This window comes from Parabacteroides timonensis (genome assembly GCF_900128505.1).
GTDB classification, from domain to species: domain Bacteria; phylum Bacteroidota; class Bacteroidia; order Bacteroidales; family Tannerellaceae; genus Parabacteroides; species Parabacteroides timonensis.
Map to the genome: position 1 here is coordinate 2067735 of NZ_LT669941.1, position 14215 is coordinate 2081949.

Consider the following 14215-nt stretch of genomic DNA (forward strand, 5'->3'; position numbering starts at 1 on the left):
TATCTTTTCATGCACTTTTTTATGTAAAAAGCCATTACCTTTGCACCTATTAATAAAGGCAAAATGAAATCTCAGGCTTATAAAGGGCACTTGGCGATGCTGAGTGCAAACATATTATGGGGATTGATGTCTCCCGTATCGAAAGCAGTATTAACAGCAGGTCCTATCAGTGCACTATCACTGACTACATTCCGCATGGTAGGAGCAGCGGTTATATTCTGGCTGGCTTCCCTCTTTACTAAAAAGGAACATGTCAACCATCAGGACCTGATGAAACTGTTTTTTGCAGCGTTACTGGGGATCGTTCTGAACCAGGGTTCATTCATCTTCGGAGTTTCTCTGACTTCACCGATCAATGCTTCTATCGTTACAACCACAACACCTATCATCACGATGATTATTGCTGCGTTCTATCTGAAAGAACCTGTAACAGGAAAGAAAGTGATCGGAATTTTCATAGGAGCAGCAGGAGCATTACTACTAATACTGAGCAGTCAGAGTTCTGCTGCTGGCGGAGGAAAAAGCAGTAATATATGGGGAGACCTACTCTGCCTGCTGGCACAGTTCAGTTTTTCATTCTATTTTGTATTATTCAAGGGACTGATCGGCAAATACTCACCTATCACATTGATGAAATGGATGTTCACGTATGCATCTATCTGTACGATACCGTTCTCCTATAATCATATTGCAGGTATCGACTTCCTGCATCTTCCTTCTGAATTATATATGGGTATCGCGTATGTCGTTTTGGGAGGAACATTCTTACCTTATCTGTTTATCCCTATCGGACAAAACCTGCTGCGCCCGACAGTAGCCTGCATGTATAATTATGTACAACCGATCGTGGCATCCCTGATAGCTATACTTTGGGGAATGGATACTTTCGGGGTAATGAAAGGTATCGCCGTTGCATTCGTCTTTTCCGGCGTCTATATTGTAACACAAAGTAAATCGAGAGCACAACTGGAAGATTATCAGGCTGCACAAGGCAAGCCTGAATAACCTTTTATTCTGTTTTATTTATTTTGTAAACGGCAATAACCATAAACGGCCGGTTTACTTATATCTCCCTGCTGATAAAGTCCGGGACGGGAAATGCGATCCCAACGTACAAGAGATTTCAAGGCGGACGGTGAAAGATCATACTCTATTTCTTTCCATTTACTGCCGTCTTCACTATAAGTAAATGAACAACGAACACCATCCTTCACCTGCATCCGGAGATACAAGGAAGGAGCCGGCAATTTCATATCAGCCAGTATCTGTTCTTTTCCTTCGTTTACAGCTTTCAGTTTCAGGCGATCCGCTTCACAACCGAGTGTCAATAGGTTATTGTCGTCACCGTACATGACAACACCTTTCCAACTTTCGTTCTGGTTTACCACTGCTGTCTCCAAAATGTAATCGGCTGTCACCGGACGTAAACAGAGGGCATTACCAGTACTGACTCCCGGCTTCGGAGAACCACTCAAATATAAGTTACCGGCTTTCAACTCCATCTTCACATCGGCATACGGATAATTCCAGGACCATTCAGGACGAAGAGACATTGCTGTAAAATCATCGGCAAAGTCGGAAACCGGCTCCTGCACGCAATCGGTGAAAGGCATAGGCTGTATCATACTGGCATATTCTCCGGTGACGAAATAAGGCCAGTTATCTCCCCCCATCCTCATTTCTTGCAGATGAGGCTGACGTCCCTGGAAGAAATCACCATCTTTACGATAAGCATGACAAAGATAGAACATACGCCCGTCTGGAGTAGTGGTCAGCGTACCATGCCCGATAGACAGAATGTCTTTTCCACCATGAAGGATCGGGTTACCTTCATATTTCTCATACGGGCCTGCCAGCTTCTTTGAACGGGCTACTTCCACTGCATAATCACTGTTCGGGCCGCAACAACCGTTTGCTGCATATATAATATAATAATAGCCATTCTGCTTAAACCAGTGCTGCCCTTCCATACCCCGTCTCTCATCATCACGGAGCAGGCTGAAAGGTTCGCCTTCCAGATGCAATCCGTCAGCACTCAACTTACTGGCCAGTAATTCGATCGGCCGTTGATCCAGCCCGTAAGCTTTCCAGGTAATGTAAAGCTGTCCGTTATCTTCCAAAACAAAGGCATCGATCGCCTCTTTACCGAATTCAATAATCGGACCGTAATCCTTGAACTTTCCAGTCGGCGAGTCGGCTATGGCAACTCCGATACATGAAATATTATCCGACTCTTTACGGGCCGTATAATACATATATACTTTACCATTATGATAATACCACTCCGGAGCCCAGAAAGAAGATTTAGTCCAAGCCGGTTTTTCATCAAAGATATGCCCCGTCTGTTTCCAGTTTACCAGATCGGAAGAAGTAAATACCGGATAATAAGGAGCCCATTCCGAAGATGTTCCTGTTGCATAATACGTATCGCCAATCCGGAGAACGGAAGGGTCAGCCAGATCTCCGTGTATAACGGGGTTAGAAAAATAAGTTTGTTGCTGCGCCAGTCCAACCGTGGCGGATGCTGAGCACAATAAGATTGTTAATAGCTTTTTCATGGTCTGCCAATTATTAATAACACAAAATTACAGCAGGCAAAGATAAACAAAAAGAAACTGCATCAAAATGCCTGACGACATTTCAATGCAGTTTCCTGTTATTTTATTTCATTTGACTCTTATAGTCCCGCCGAAATGCTCTTCCAAAGATTATCATCGGGTACAGGAGCCACGATCTTTACCGCTTCTTTCGATACCGGATGAATGAATTCGGCACTACGGGAGTGAAGACTGATACCACCGTCTTTATTCGAACGGTCGGCTCCATATTTCAAATCACCTTTGATAGGACATCCCATCTTTGCCAACTGGCAACGTATCTGATGATGACGACCGGTCTTCAGGTCAATCTCCAGTAAATAATAATTATCTGAACGTGCAATCACTTTATAATGCAGGATTGCTTTCTTGGAGTCCGAACGTTCAGTATCGTATGCATAACTCTTATTCTGCTTCTCGTTGCGAACCAGCCAGTTTACCAACTCACCTTCATCAACCGGCGGACAATTCTTTACAATCGCCCAGTAAGTCTTTTTCACCTCTCCTACCCGGAACATTTCGTTCAGGCGGGGTAAAGCTTTACTTGTCTTGGCAAACAGAACGACACCGCTAACGGGACGGTCTAACCGGTGAGTTACACCTACATAAACATTTCCCGGCTTACAATACTTCTCCTTCAGCCACGCCTTCAGCATTTCCGAAAGAGGAGTATCACCGGTTTTATCTCCTTGTACAATCTCACGGCATGTTTTATTTACCGCGATGATATGATTGTCTTCGTAGATAACTTCCATATTACATATTCATACCGCCGTCTACCTGGATCACCTGTCCGGATACATAAGCAGACAAGTCAGAAGCAAGGAATGTAGCCACATTAGCCACATCTTCTGTCGTACCGCCACGACGCAAAGGAATTTTCTTGTTCCACTCTTCTCTTACCTCTTCAGGTAATTTAGCAGTCATATCAGTAATAATGAAACCCGGAGCGATCGCGTTGGCACGGATACCACGTGAACCCAGTTCCTGAGCTACCGATTTAGCCAAACCAATCATACCTGCTTTTGAAGCGGAATAGTTACTCTGACCTGCATTACCATGAACACCTACAACGGAAGACATGTTAATAATATTTCCGGCACGTTGTTTCATCATGATCGGAGTACAAGCATGGATGAAGTTAAATGCAGATTTCAGGTTTACGTTGAGGACAGCATCCCACTGACCTTCGCTCATACGCATCATCAAACCGTCTTTTGTAATACCGGCATTGTTTACGAGGATATCGATACGACCGAAGTCTTTCTGGATCTCAGCCACTACATTATGTGTATCTTCAAAGTTAGCTGCGTTAGAAGCATAACCTTTTGCTTTAACACCTAAAGCTTCAATTTCTTTCTGTGTTGCCTCACCGTTTTCGTCGATGACCAGGTCTGTAAATGCGATATTTGCACCTTCAGCGGCAAACTTCAAAGCAATGGCCTTACCAATACCACGTGCGGCACCGGTAACAATAGCTACTTTTCCTTCTAATAATTTCATAATACTTTTATTTTATGTCTTAATTAACATTGAATTAAACAAGCACCAGCAGAATATCCTCCACCGAATACGGTCAGACAAACCAGGTCGCCTTTTTTAAATGTCTTATCGTTCTGGGCATATACCAGGGCAGAACTAACCGAACCGGTGTTACCCAGTTCCTCGATGTTATGCAGGAATTTTTCTTCCGGTAGGTTCAACTGCTTAGCGATGTTAGACATGATACGCATATTAGCCTGGTGACCGATAAAGTAAGTCAGGTCATCCAATGTAAATCCGTTCTTCTCCAACAAATATACAGCATTCTTAGGCATATAGGTACAAGCCTGTATAAACACGTCGCGACCTTCCGGCATCAGGATACCACCGTCGCGCGGACGTAATTGAACGCCTTCCGGCCCCTTTCCCAAATGTCCCAAACCTTGCGTAAAGACCTCGAGTATGTGTGGATCATTTTCCGTCACACGTTCCTTCGATATAAAAAAAGCAGCTGCCGCATCGCCCCACAGGTGACCGGCTTTCGGATCCGTTTCATTATAATAGGCAGAGTTCTTATCTGCGGAAAGGATCAAGGCTTTCGTTGCCTTTCCCATCGCAAAATAACCTTCCACCACCTCCAATGCGTTCAGAAAGGAGGAACAGGCTGAAGACAAATACAACGCTTTTGCGTTTGTAATATTAAATTCACGCTGAGTATAGTGAGCTGCAGTTGCTACTGTATCGTACGGCGAATAGGAAGCTGAGATAATTAAATCAACATCCGTAATGTCATAAGGTAATTTAGGCAGCGCGTTATGTACGGCTTCAATACCCATTGTACAAATAGTCTCTTCCGGTCTAGCTTTAGAACGGGTTTTAATGCCGGTTCTTTGTTCAATCCACTCGCTTGTCAACCCGTTTAATTCCAAAAAATGTTGGTTATGTACCCGCTCTTCAGGCACATAAAACCCTGTTGCATTAATAAACATCTCTGGTTTACTTTATCTTTATTCCGTTGAATATTAAATTCATCACATTATCTCTTCTCTTTATTCGTTGGCTGATATTATCTCCCATAATACCCCTTATATAAGGAACTTCCAATCCCTTTAAGGCATGATGAAGCACAACCGCAGTAATTTCTGTATCAGGCATTTCAAAAATACCTTCCTTTACACCAGCATCCAGGATTCCTTTCAATAATTCAGTCTCCCGAATGTCAAAGCTCTTTCGAACTTTTTCCACACGCCAGATATCCCGAAAGAAATTCGCTTTCAATGTTCCGTTACGGAACACAAGCGCTTTGATAGCATCCAATCTTGCATAAATGAATGTCATCAGCTTCTCGTCGGCAGGCAAATCCTTTCCAGCAACATCGAGTAACATCTTATATAATTTATCCAGCTCCGATTCCACCACAGCCAGATAAATTTCATTTTTACTCTTAAAATACGTATATAACGTACGTCTGCCTTTCCGGGAAGCCTGTGCAATATCGTTCATTGTCGTATTATCCACCCCCATGCGGGCAAACAATTGCCTGGCCACATCCACCAACATTTCGCGTGTTTTAGAAACTGTCATCGGCATCGTATTGCACATTTTGATTAAAACTGTGCGCAAAGTACCTAAAAAAGATTGGTTCTACCAAGTATATTAAAAAAAACTTGCAATAAATTTGTTTTGTAAATGAAAAACCTTACCTTTGCACTCGCAATCAGGAAATGATTGTAAACTATATCGCGGAGTGGAGCAGTGGTAGCTCGTTGGGCTCATAACCCAAAGGTCGTAAGTTCGAGTCTTGCCTCCGCAACTATCTAAAGGCTTTCAGTTTTTAACTGAGAGCCTTTTTCTTTTTAATTTCTCTAAGGTTTATTATCCAAAATTAAACGATCAAATTACTCCCAGGCATGTTTATTGTAATGTATATGTATGGTTATCTACTGACATAAAGACTTAACAATATAAATAATATGGCTTATATAGACTATTACAACATTCTTGGAGTAAACAAAGGTGCTTCTCAGGACGAGATAAAGAAAGCGTACAAGAAGCTGGCCCGCAAATACCACCCAGACCTGAACCCGGGTGATCCGGATGCTCACCGGAAATTTCAGGAAATCAACGAAGCCAATGAAGTATTAAGCGATCCTGAAAAACGGAAGAAATACGATCAATATGGCGAAAACTGGAAACATGCCGATCAGTTCGAGGCTCAACAACAGCAATACGGACAGTATCAGAACGGCGGTTTCGGTGGTGGCGGCGGAACTTACTGGAGTGCATCCGACAACGGAAGCGGATTCTCCGATTTCTTCGAATCGATGTTTGGCGGCAGAAGCGGTCGTAGCAGCGGTGGCGGTAATCATATGTTTCGTGGACAAGACTACACAGCTTCACTGAGCCTCTCCTTGACAGATGCGGCAAAGACACATAAACAGGTCATCACCGTTAACGGAAAGAACCTGCGTATCACTGTCCCGGCTGGTATTGCAGATGGACAGACCATCAAATTAAAAGGCCAGGGAGGCCCGGGTGTAAACGGAGGTCCTGCCGGAGATCTGTACATTACTTTCAATATTACTGACGACAGCAGATTCAAACGTGTTGGCGACGATCTATACCTTACCGTTCCTCTTAACCTGTACACCGCCATCCTGGGAGGCGAACAGATCGTGGAAACAATGGACAGTAAAGTAAAACTGAAAGTCGGCCCCGGTACCCAGAACAATACAAAGGTACGCCTGAAAGGCAAAGGTTTCCCTGTCTATAAGAAAGAAGGAGAATTCGGTGATCTGATAGTGACCTACTCTATCGAAATACCGACTAATCTGACAGACAAACAGAAAGAGCTGTTCCGCGAAATACAGAGTCTTAACCAATAAAACATGAGTAGTATGCAAACAGATTTAATTATAGTCAACGAATATTGCCGGATATGTCATATTGAACCCTCTTTTATCTTTCGTCTGGAAGAAGGAGGATTGATCGAGATCCGTATTGTAGGAGGTGAAAAATTCTTACAGGCCTCCCAATTGCACGATATTGAAAGGTATACACGTATGTATTACGACTTGTCTATTAATTTTGAAGGAATAGATGCTATTCATCATCTGTTAAACCGTGTCAAGTCGATGCAGCAGGAGATCGGCCATCTGAGAAAGAAGCTGACGATATACGAAGCAAAAGATTTTGAAGAAAATGAATTATAGCCTCAACTGACACATTTACCTTACAATCAGCCAGGTAAATGTGTCAATTTGTCGCAAAACCAGTATTCTCATCCCCTCTACAAGCAGAAATACACAAACTATTTGTAAAATAATTTGGTTTGTAAGAAATATTTCGTACCTTTGCACTCGCAATCAGGCAATGATAGCAACTATATCGCGGAGTGGAGCAGTGGTAGCTCGTTGGGCTCATAACCCAAAGGTCGTAAGTTCGAGTCTTGCCTCCGCAACTATCTAAAGAGAATCAACAAAGTTGGTTCTCTTTTTTTTATACATTAAGGTTCATGCATTCATTTCATACCCTTATACAGCTTATTCTCTGTACAATAACTATATGAATGCACCTGTTTTTTTGCATTCATCTTGCATTCACAGAGCTTTCATTTATCTCTCCTATCTTCTACTTTATCCCTCTATAACAGCCCCTGTATGAATAATCCGGCAGATATTATCCCTACAATTAAGATCTTTCTATAGGAAGATTAATTCCATACCTCCCTACTATTAGATAAATTTCTCCTTAGTATTAAAAAAGAAACATATAGATTACAAATACGCAAGGCATAGAATACAAATATGTAAGGCCTGCCTTACTCTTTAGAAAGGCAAGCCTTACATATTTAATATAAAGGAGAAAAAGAACTAAATCTCATAGGTTACGATCTTAATTATAGTATGATTAAGAATTAACGGTAACGGGGTAGTAGTCTTAATCAGGTATTGTGTATTCAAACAGCAAACCTCAACGATAATCAAACAGACAAATCAGCTCGTAAAAAACACTAAACAATTGTTTCTGTAAAGTAAATATTCCACACTTTTCTTATCTCAAAAAAGTCGTCTTTAACGACAAAATACAATCATTTGTATAGCCGAATTATCAGGCGTTGACAATCAGCACTTACTTTCCATACCTCTTCAAATGTGTTGAAATTCAGCGTTAAAATAGAGTAATAACCTTTTAAGTGATGAACGTTTTCAGAAACATTCTGTTTATATACACAGCTAAACAAAAGACACATACCTTCCCAGGGAAACGCCCCCTCAGTCAGAAATCCAGGTATGTTTGTTATGAGCAAAATTATTTCCCGACAGTCCCATTTATTGTGACTGACGAACATTGTCATATAACTTAACTTACAACGCAAATGATATATCTCTTGATTTTATTAGCTTTTATAATATCAATAGTCTTTTCTATGCTGATAATACCACGTATCCTGATCGTGGCATTAACGAAAAGACTCTTCGATATGCCTAATGAGCGGAAAATACATACAGGAGCCATTCCCCGTTTGGGAGGAATATCATTTGCCCCGACTATTTTATTCTCATTAGCATTTGTTTCTGCCATCTCTTATATGGGATATCTGTATGGTTTCAAAATACCTAAAGATATTACTCCTCGTATCACCCCCGACTTCTATTTACTTACCTGCGGATTGATCGTTCTTTACCTGGCCGGTATCAAAGACGATTTAATAGGCCTGCGGTACCATACTAAGTTTATCGTACAGATACTTGCCGCCACCCTACTCCCCCTTTCCGGATTATGGATCAACAATTTTTACGGATTATTCGGTATTCATGAACTGGCACCGTGGATAGGAATGCCGCTTACGATCTTCGCTATTGTATTTATTACCAATGCAATAAACCTAATAGACGGTATCGACGGACTTGCATCCGGACTAAGCGGGGCAGCCCTGCTTATATTGGGGGCTTTGTTTCTGCATAATCACATGTGGGCGTATGCCATGCTATCTTTCTCGACCCTGGGTGTACTGATCCCCTTTTTCTACTATAATGTATTCGGACAGGCAGAGCATGGACGAAAAATATTTATGGGAGACACGGGAAGCCTGACTTTAGGATACATCCTGGCATTTCTCTGCATCCGCTTCGCTGTATATAATCCGGATGTAGCACCCTATTCGACCAGTGCGATATTGATATCTTTCTCTACGCTGATCGTTCCGATGTTTGATGTGATCCGGGTTATGCTGATCCGGTTCCGTAGAAGAAAAAGCCTGTTCTCTCCGGACAGAAATCATATTCATCACAAATTTCTGGAGATGGGCTTTTCACCGCACAAAGCATTACTTTATATTCTGGGGATCTCATGGATATTCAGTAGCCTGAATATCATACTTGCTCCCTTTATTAATATCAATATCCTTTTTATAGGTGATATAGTAGTCTGGACGGTATTGAATATCTGCTTGGATAAGATACATCGCAAAAAGGAAATTATCAATGAAAAGAAAATTATTTAAAAGACTGAACTAAAAGTATGAAAGCATGTTTTATGGGGCTTGGTTACATAGGCCTGCCCACAGCAATAATAGCAGCCGGCAACGGTATTGATGTAGTTGGTGTAGACATCAACCCTCAGGTTGTAGATATGACTAATAAAGGACAGATCCATATCGTAGAGCCTGGATTACAGGAGTTATGCCAGCAGGTAGTAGTATCCGGTCATCTGAAGGCCTCGGTCAAACCGGAGGTCAGCGACGTGTACCTGATTGTTGTACCTACACCTTTCAAAGGGAATCATGAACCGGATATCTCTTATGTCGAAACGGCAACACGTTCCGTTATTCCTCTTCTGAAAGAGAACGATCTGTTCATTATAGAATCGACCTCTCCGGTAGGGACGACGAATAAAATGACAGAACTTATTTTTACTCTTCGACCGGAGCTGAAGGGCAAGATATACATCGCCTATTGTCCGGAACGTGTATTACCGGGTAATGTAATTTATGAGTTGGTACATAACGATCGGGTAATCGGTGGTATCGATCCGGCATCAACGGAAAAAGCGATAGAGTTCTACAGTCGTTTTGTAAAAGGGACATTACATAAGACGAATGCTAAAACGGCAGAGATGTGTAAGTTAACGGAGAACTCTTCCCGTGACGTACAGATCGCTTTTGCCAATGAGTTGTCGCTGATATGCGACAAAGCAGGGATCAATGTATGGGAACTGGTAGAACTGGCCAACAAACATCCCCGGGTAAATATTCTTCAACCGGGTGCCGGTGTAGGTGGACATTGTATCGCTGTCGACCCTTATTTCATCACGGCAGAATTCCCCTATGAATCGCAACTGATAGCCAAAGCACGTGAGATCAACAACTACAAAGCTTTCTGGTGTGCAGAAAAGATTGAAAATGCCATGCTCAGATTCGAACTGAAACATCATCGTAAACCGATTGTCGCCATGATGGGCTTGGCCTTCAAACCGAATATCGACGATTTACGGGAATCACCGGCCAAATATATTACCACGAAAGTGATGCAAGGCCATAACAATGCCGACATTCTAGTTGTGGAACCAAACGTCGAAATACACAAGGTATTTAAACTCACCGATTACAAAGAGGCATACGAAAAAGCGGATATCGTAGCATTGATGGTGGCACATAAGGAGTTTAAAGAGTTGCCTTACAGGGAAGATAAGGTGATATTGGATTTTTGTGGGATATTCAAAAAGTAAATGATTACAAACCTCAGAATAAAAAATATAATAAACAATCATAAAACAGTAATCACGAACTACTGTTTCATGACTATTATAAAATTCGTAAATTCTTTCTTTTATTTATTGGTTTATCCTTTTCTTATCCGAAAGTTAGGAACAGACAGTTATGGACTATTCGTTTTTGCATCATCCATAACGACTTATTTTCAAACTTTTATATCTTTCGGATTTGATTTTCCTGCAGTTAAAGTTATATCCACCCAACCGGATAATATTGAAGAGAAATCCTCCATCGTATCATCTGTTTTAACAGCCAAAATATATTTAACCGCGATTTCGATAATAATATTTATCCTATTAATAGGGTGCTTCGACTTTTTCAGAAAGGATTGGATCATCTATCTTATTTGCTATTCCAATATTATAACGACAATATTATTACCAGTCTGGTATTTTCAAGGAATGCAAAAAATGAAATCTGTCACGATTGCACAGGTCGTAACAAAAGTCATGTCGTTACCATTCATTTTTCTATTTGTAACAAATCCTTCCGATACTTGGATTATAGCACTCATTATATCTGTTAGCGGTGGAATCAGTGGTTTATATATCTTGTACCTTTTAATAAGAAAAGAAAAACTAATTATCAGATGGCAATCTTTTTCCGCTATTAAAAAGTTATTCAAAAATTCAATTCCTTTCTTCTTTTCTTCATCGGCCAGTATAATAAAGCAGCAGTTTACTATATTTATTATCGGGATTTCATTTTCCATGTCTGATGTTGCTATCTATGATCTCGCGAATAAGTTAGTGGCCGTCCCCATGAACTTTATTGCACAAATAAACAATGCTTTATTTCCTAAAGTCATAAAAGAATACAACAAACAATATATTAAAAAAATTATCTATATGGAAAGTGCGCTATCGCTGCTAATTATAGGTGGCTTGGCTATTTTCGGACAACTGATTATCAAATTATTTGCCGGAACCAATATGTTACAGGCCTATCCGCTAATGATGATTTTAAGTATCATAATACCTTGCTGGCTACTGGTAGGTTGCTTTATTAACTTCATCTACGTTCCACTAGGGTTATATAATTATGTTACAAAGAGTCAGATAGGGGCATTGATCATTTTCATAGTGGTCTGCCTATCTGGAGTATCTCTCATTAAAGAAATAGGTATTATCGCTTTTGCTGTTAGTCTATCTGGAATATTCGAACTTACTTACAATTATTACATCATAAAGAAAAAGAAATTATTAGCAAGATAATGGGAAAACATATATGTTTTTTAATGCCGGCTGTCGGATATGCTCCTTCTGGAGGATTCAAAGTTGTTTTTGAATATGCAAATAGATTTGTCAATGATGACTTTCAAGTTTCCATTGTATTTCCGGCTGTACATTTCTATAACACTCTCAGTCGAAAGAAAAAAGTTAAAGCAATAATTCGCTATTTATTAAACTTCAGCCCCAAGAGATACACACCTTATAGCTGGTTCAATTTAGATAAACGTGTCAAACTATTTCCAGTATGGGATCTTAGTGAATCAAATATTCCTGCAGCTGATATATATATTGCTACAGCAGTTCAGACTGCTGTTTATTTAAATGAGTACAAAAAAATCACTAGTCATCAAAAGTTTTATTTCATACAAGGATTTGAGACCTGGGCTTTACCAGAAGAAAAAGTATTAGAAACATATACTTATCCACTTCAAAAAATAACAATTGCTCCCTGGTTAATGGATAAAATAGAATCAGCTGGAGGAAAAGCTGATCTTATCTATAATGGGTTTGATTTCAAGTATTTCAAAAAAGAAATAGATTATAAAGACAAAAACAAATATTGTATTACTATGCTTTATCACCCTATGCCAGAGAAAGGCTGTAAAGATGCATTTGAAGCTCTTTCGATCGTAAAAAATAAATTTTCTAATTTACAAGTCAACCTTTTTGGTTTTCCCAAGCAGCCACCTGATCTGCCGAATTGGATAAACTATTATCAGCAGCCAGACAAAAAAACACATAATCGTTTGTATAATGAAGCTGCAATATTCATTAATGCCAGTCATGGAGAAGGATTTTGCCTAACTCCACCGGAAGCCATGCAATGTGGTTGTGCGATCGCTTGTACAGATATTGGAGGGTTTAAAGTAGTCTGTCATCATGAAAAGACTGCTTTATTATCACCGGTAAAAGACCCTGTCGCTTTAGCCAATAATATAGAAAGGCTCATCACTGATAATTCATTAAGATATAAATTAGCAGAAAACGGGCATAAATACATTCAACAGTTCACTTGGGAAAAAGCGTATTCAAAATTTAAAGATTTAATCGATATCTCTACCAAAGTATAAATATTATGTATATCGCAACTTTGGCACTAACTATTTACTTCTACGCATTAGATCATTTTCTAAAATTCAATAAAAGGACTAAATTCCTGATATATGCGACTCTTTATATCTGGATTATAATTCTTTTATCTTTATTACGTAGTGATAATATCCCCGATACAATGGAATATAAAGAGATTTATCTATTTCACAGTATGGAAGATATCGTGGAAAAAGGATTTATGTTTATCAATAAATCATTTCTCTCTTTCGGGGTAAGCTTTCATCTTTTTCTATTCATCTATCTCTGTTTTTTATTTTGTTGTTTCTTCTTATGTACAAAAAAACTCGTTGAAAACGTAAATTTAGCATTTCTACTATTCTTACCTTATTTCGGATTTTACTATTTTGGAATCATCATACGAGTTGCATTAGCTATATCTATTTGTTACATAGGAATTACATATTTACTAAATCATAAAACAACATATGGAATCTGTTTTTATTATGCTATCGTCACAATTGCTTTTTTTATACATCAGACTACCATATTATTCTACATTTTGCCATTAGTTGGATTTATTAATATAAAAAAGAAATATCTTTATATAATACTGAGTATAGGGATTTTCCTTCCATTTCTATCTCTACAGAATCATATATTAACACAGTTGGAGACAATGTCACAGCTTTTATCATTCTCTCCAAGATTTCAGAAGTATATAGATCATGCAGACATTAGTTCACAAATGTATGGTCTGTCAAAAATAAAATTCGGTTTATGTGGTATTCTGTTTGTTTATTTAAAAGATTATATATATCCAGAGAAATTGAAAACGTACAATTTCTTTTTAAACACATACTGTATCGGGACTATTCTTGCTCTCATGTTTTACTTTGTTCCGGCTGGTGGAAGATTAGGAGAAATATTCATATTTTTTGAGTTCATTTTGCTCACTTACTTATATGAATACTCCTCTTTAAATAAAAACATTGTACTGACAGCCTTATTTTTCAACATCCTTATAGAATATACAATGTTTGCACGATTAGTTCCAGAAATGATTTAATTTAAAATAA

13 protein-coding genes and 2 tRNA genes are annotated in these 14215 nt (G+C 39.4%); 10 read left to right on the forward strand and 5 right to left on the reverse strand.

The features are described 5' to 3' along the window. Positions 1-63 precede the first annotated feature (63 nt). Positions 64-1005 (forward strand): DMT family transporter, encoded by a 942-nt coding sequence (locus BQ7394_RS15845; protein WP_075558312.1) that lies wholly within the window; start codon positions 64-66, stop codon positions 1003-1005. Between the two features lie 14 nt (positions 1006-1019). On the opposite strand, the gene BQ7394_RS15850 is transcribed toward BQ7394_RS15845, so the two are convergent. From BQ7394_RS15850 to BQ7394_RS15870, 5 genes are all read right to left on the reverse strand, one after another. Continuing rightward, positions 1020-2558: a family 43 glycosylhydrolase gene (locus tag BQ7394_RS15850; RefSeq protein WP_075558313.1), complete on the reverse strand. Its 1539-nt coding sequence runs from the start codon at positions 2556-2558 to the stop codon at positions 1020-1022. Between the two features lie 119 nt (positions 2559-2677). Continuing rightward, on the reverse strand, positions 2678-3352 hold the full coding sequence (locus BQ7394_RS15855; RefSeq protein WP_075558314.1) for an RluA family pseudouridine synthase: 675 nt from the start codon (positions 3350-3352) through the stop codon (positions 2678-2680). 1 nt (position 3353) lies between these two features. Further along, positions 3354-4100: a 3-oxoacyl-[acyl-carrier-protein] reductase gene (gene fabG, locus BQ7394_RS15860; RefSeq protein WP_046148650.1), complete on the reverse strand. Its 747-nt coding sequence runs from the start codon at positions 4098-4100 to the stop codon at positions 3354-3356. A 23-nt stretch (positions 4101-4123) separates the two neighbouring features. Then, positions 4124-5068 (reverse strand): 3-oxoacyl-ACP synthase III family protein, encoded by a 945-nt coding sequence (locus tag BQ7394_RS15865; RefSeq protein WP_075558315.1) that lies wholly within the window; start codon positions 5066-5068, stop codon positions 4124-4126. Between the two features lie 7 nt (positions 5069-5075). Continuing rightward, positions 5076-5663 carry a TetR/AcrR family transcriptional regulator gene (locus BQ7394_RS15870; RefSeq protein WP_028727551.1) on the reverse strand — a complete coding sequence of 196 codons (588 nt, stop codon included), beginning with the start codon at positions 5661-5663 and terminating at the stop codon, positions 5076-5078. Positions 5664-5820: 157 nt separating this feature from the next. Between BQ7394_RS15870 and BQ7394_RS15875 the strand changes: the two genes are divergently transcribed. The 9 genes from BQ7394_RS15875 (at position 5821) to BQ7394_RS26650 (ending at position 14205) form a co-directional block, all read left to right on the forward strand. Continuing rightward, positions 5821-5892: transfer RNA gene (locus BQ7394_RS15875), tRNA-Met, on the forward strand. 160 nt (positions 5893-6052) lie between these two features. Beyond that, complete coding sequence (locus tag BQ7394_RS15880) at positions 6053-6964, forward strand: DnaJ C-terminal domain-containing protein (RefSeq protein ID WP_075558317.1); 912 nt, start codon at positions 6053-6055, stop codon at positions 6962-6964. A 12-nt stretch (positions 6965-6976) separates the two neighbouring features. Then, positions 6977-7291 carry a chaperone modulator CbpM gene (locus BQ7394_RS15885; RefSeq protein ID WP_075558318.1) on the forward strand — a complete coding sequence of 105 codons (315 nt, stop codon included), beginning with the start codon at positions 6977-6979 and terminating at the stop codon, positions 7289-7291. Positions 7292-7467: 176 nt separating this feature from the next. After that, positions 7468-7539, forward strand: a tRNA-Met gene (locus BQ7394_RS15890). A gap of 918 nt (positions 7540-8457) precedes the next feature. Further along, positions 8458-9585 (forward strand): MraY family glycosyltransferase, encoded by a 1128-nt coding sequence (locus tag BQ7394_RS15900; RefSeq protein ID WP_075558320.1) that lies wholly within the window; start codon positions 8458-8460, stop codon positions 9583-9585. 17 nt (positions 9586-9602) lie between these two features. Next, entirely contained in the window at positions 9603-10808 is a 1206-nt protein-coding gene (gene wecC / locus BQ7394_RS15905) for a UDP-N-acetyl-D-mannosamine dehydrogenase (RefSeq protein ID WP_075558321.1), read from the forward strand. A 69-nt stretch (positions 10809-10877) separates the two neighbouring features. Further along, the gene (locus BQ7394_RS15910; protein WP_161951803.1) at positions 10878-12068 is read left to right on the forward strand and encodes an oligosaccharide flippase family protein; all 1191 of its coding nucleotides are present in this window, start codon (positions 10878-10880) and stop codon (positions 12066-12068) included. Further along, positions 12068-13156, forward strand: a complete 1089-nt coding sequence (locus BQ7394_RS15915) for a glycosyltransferase family 4 protein (RefSeq protein ID WP_075558323.1) — start codon at positions 12068-12070, stop codon at positions 13154-13156. The genes BQ7394_RS15910 and BQ7394_RS15915 overlap by 1 nt, the downstream gene beginning before the upstream one ends. 5 nt (positions 13157-13161) lie before the next feature. After that, positions 13162-14205, forward strand: a complete 1044-nt coding sequence (locus BQ7394_RS26650; protein WP_075558324.1) for an EpsG family protein — start codon at positions 13162-13164, stop codon at positions 14203-14205. Positions 14206-14215: the final 10 nt, after the last annotated feature.

What these genes read in the sequence shown, in the direction of transcription:
- wecC (WP_075558321.1), top strand. Translation starts at nt 9,603, where the DNA reads ATGAAAGCATGTTTTATGGGGCTTGGTTACATAGGCCTGCCCACAGCA.
- BQ7394_RS15850 (WP_075558313.1), bottom strand. Translation starts at nt 2,558, where the DNA reads ATGAAAAAGCTATTAACAATCTTATTGTGCTCAGCATCCGCCACGGTT.
- BQ7394_RS15865 (WP_075558315.1), bottom strand. Translation starts at nt 5,068, where the DNA reads ATGTTTATTAATGCAACAGGGTTTTATGTGCCTGAAGAGCGGGTACAT.
- BQ7394_RS15900 (WP_075558320.1), top strand. Translation starts at nt 8,458, where the DNA reads ATGATATATCTCTTGATTTTATTAGCTTTTATAATATCAATAGTCTTT.
- BQ7394_RS15880 (WP_075558317.1), top strand. Translation starts at nt 6,053, where the DNA reads ATGGCTTATATAGACTATTACAACATTCTTGGAGTAAACAAAGGTGCT.
- BQ7394_RS15855 (WP_075558314.1), bottom strand. Translation starts at nt 3,352, where the DNA reads ATGGAAGTTATCTACGAAGACAATCATATCATCGCGGTAAATAAAACA.
- BQ7394_RS15915 (WP_075558323.1), top strand. Translation starts at nt 12,068, where the DNA reads ATGGGAAAACATATATGTTTTTTAATGCCGGCTGTCGGATATGCTCCT.
- BQ7394_RS26650 (WP_075558324.1), top strand. Translation starts at nt 13,162, where the DNA reads ATGTATATCGCAACTTTGGCACTAACTATTTACTTCTACGCATTAGAT.
- BQ7394_RS15910 (WP_161951803.1), top strand. Translation starts at nt 10,878, where the DNA reads ATGACTATTATAAAATTCGTAAATTCTTTCTTTTATTTATTGGTTTAT.
- BQ7394_RS15870 (WP_028727551.1), bottom strand. Translation starts at nt 5,663, where the DNA reads ATGACAGTTTCTAAAACACGCGAAATGTTGGTGGATGTGGCCAGGCAA.
- BQ7394_RS15845 (WP_075558312.1), top strand. Translation starts at nt 64, where the DNA reads ATGAAATCTCAGGCTTATAAAGGGCACTTGGCGATGCTGAGTGCAAAC.
- BQ7394_RS15885 (WP_075558318.1), top strand. Translation starts at nt 6,977, where the DNA reads ATGCAAACAGATTTAATTATAGTCAACGAATATTGCCGGATATGTCAT.
- fabG (WP_046148650.1), bottom strand. Translation starts at nt 4,100, where the DNA reads ATGAAATTATTAGAAGGAAAAGTAGCTATTGTTACCGGTGCCGCACGT.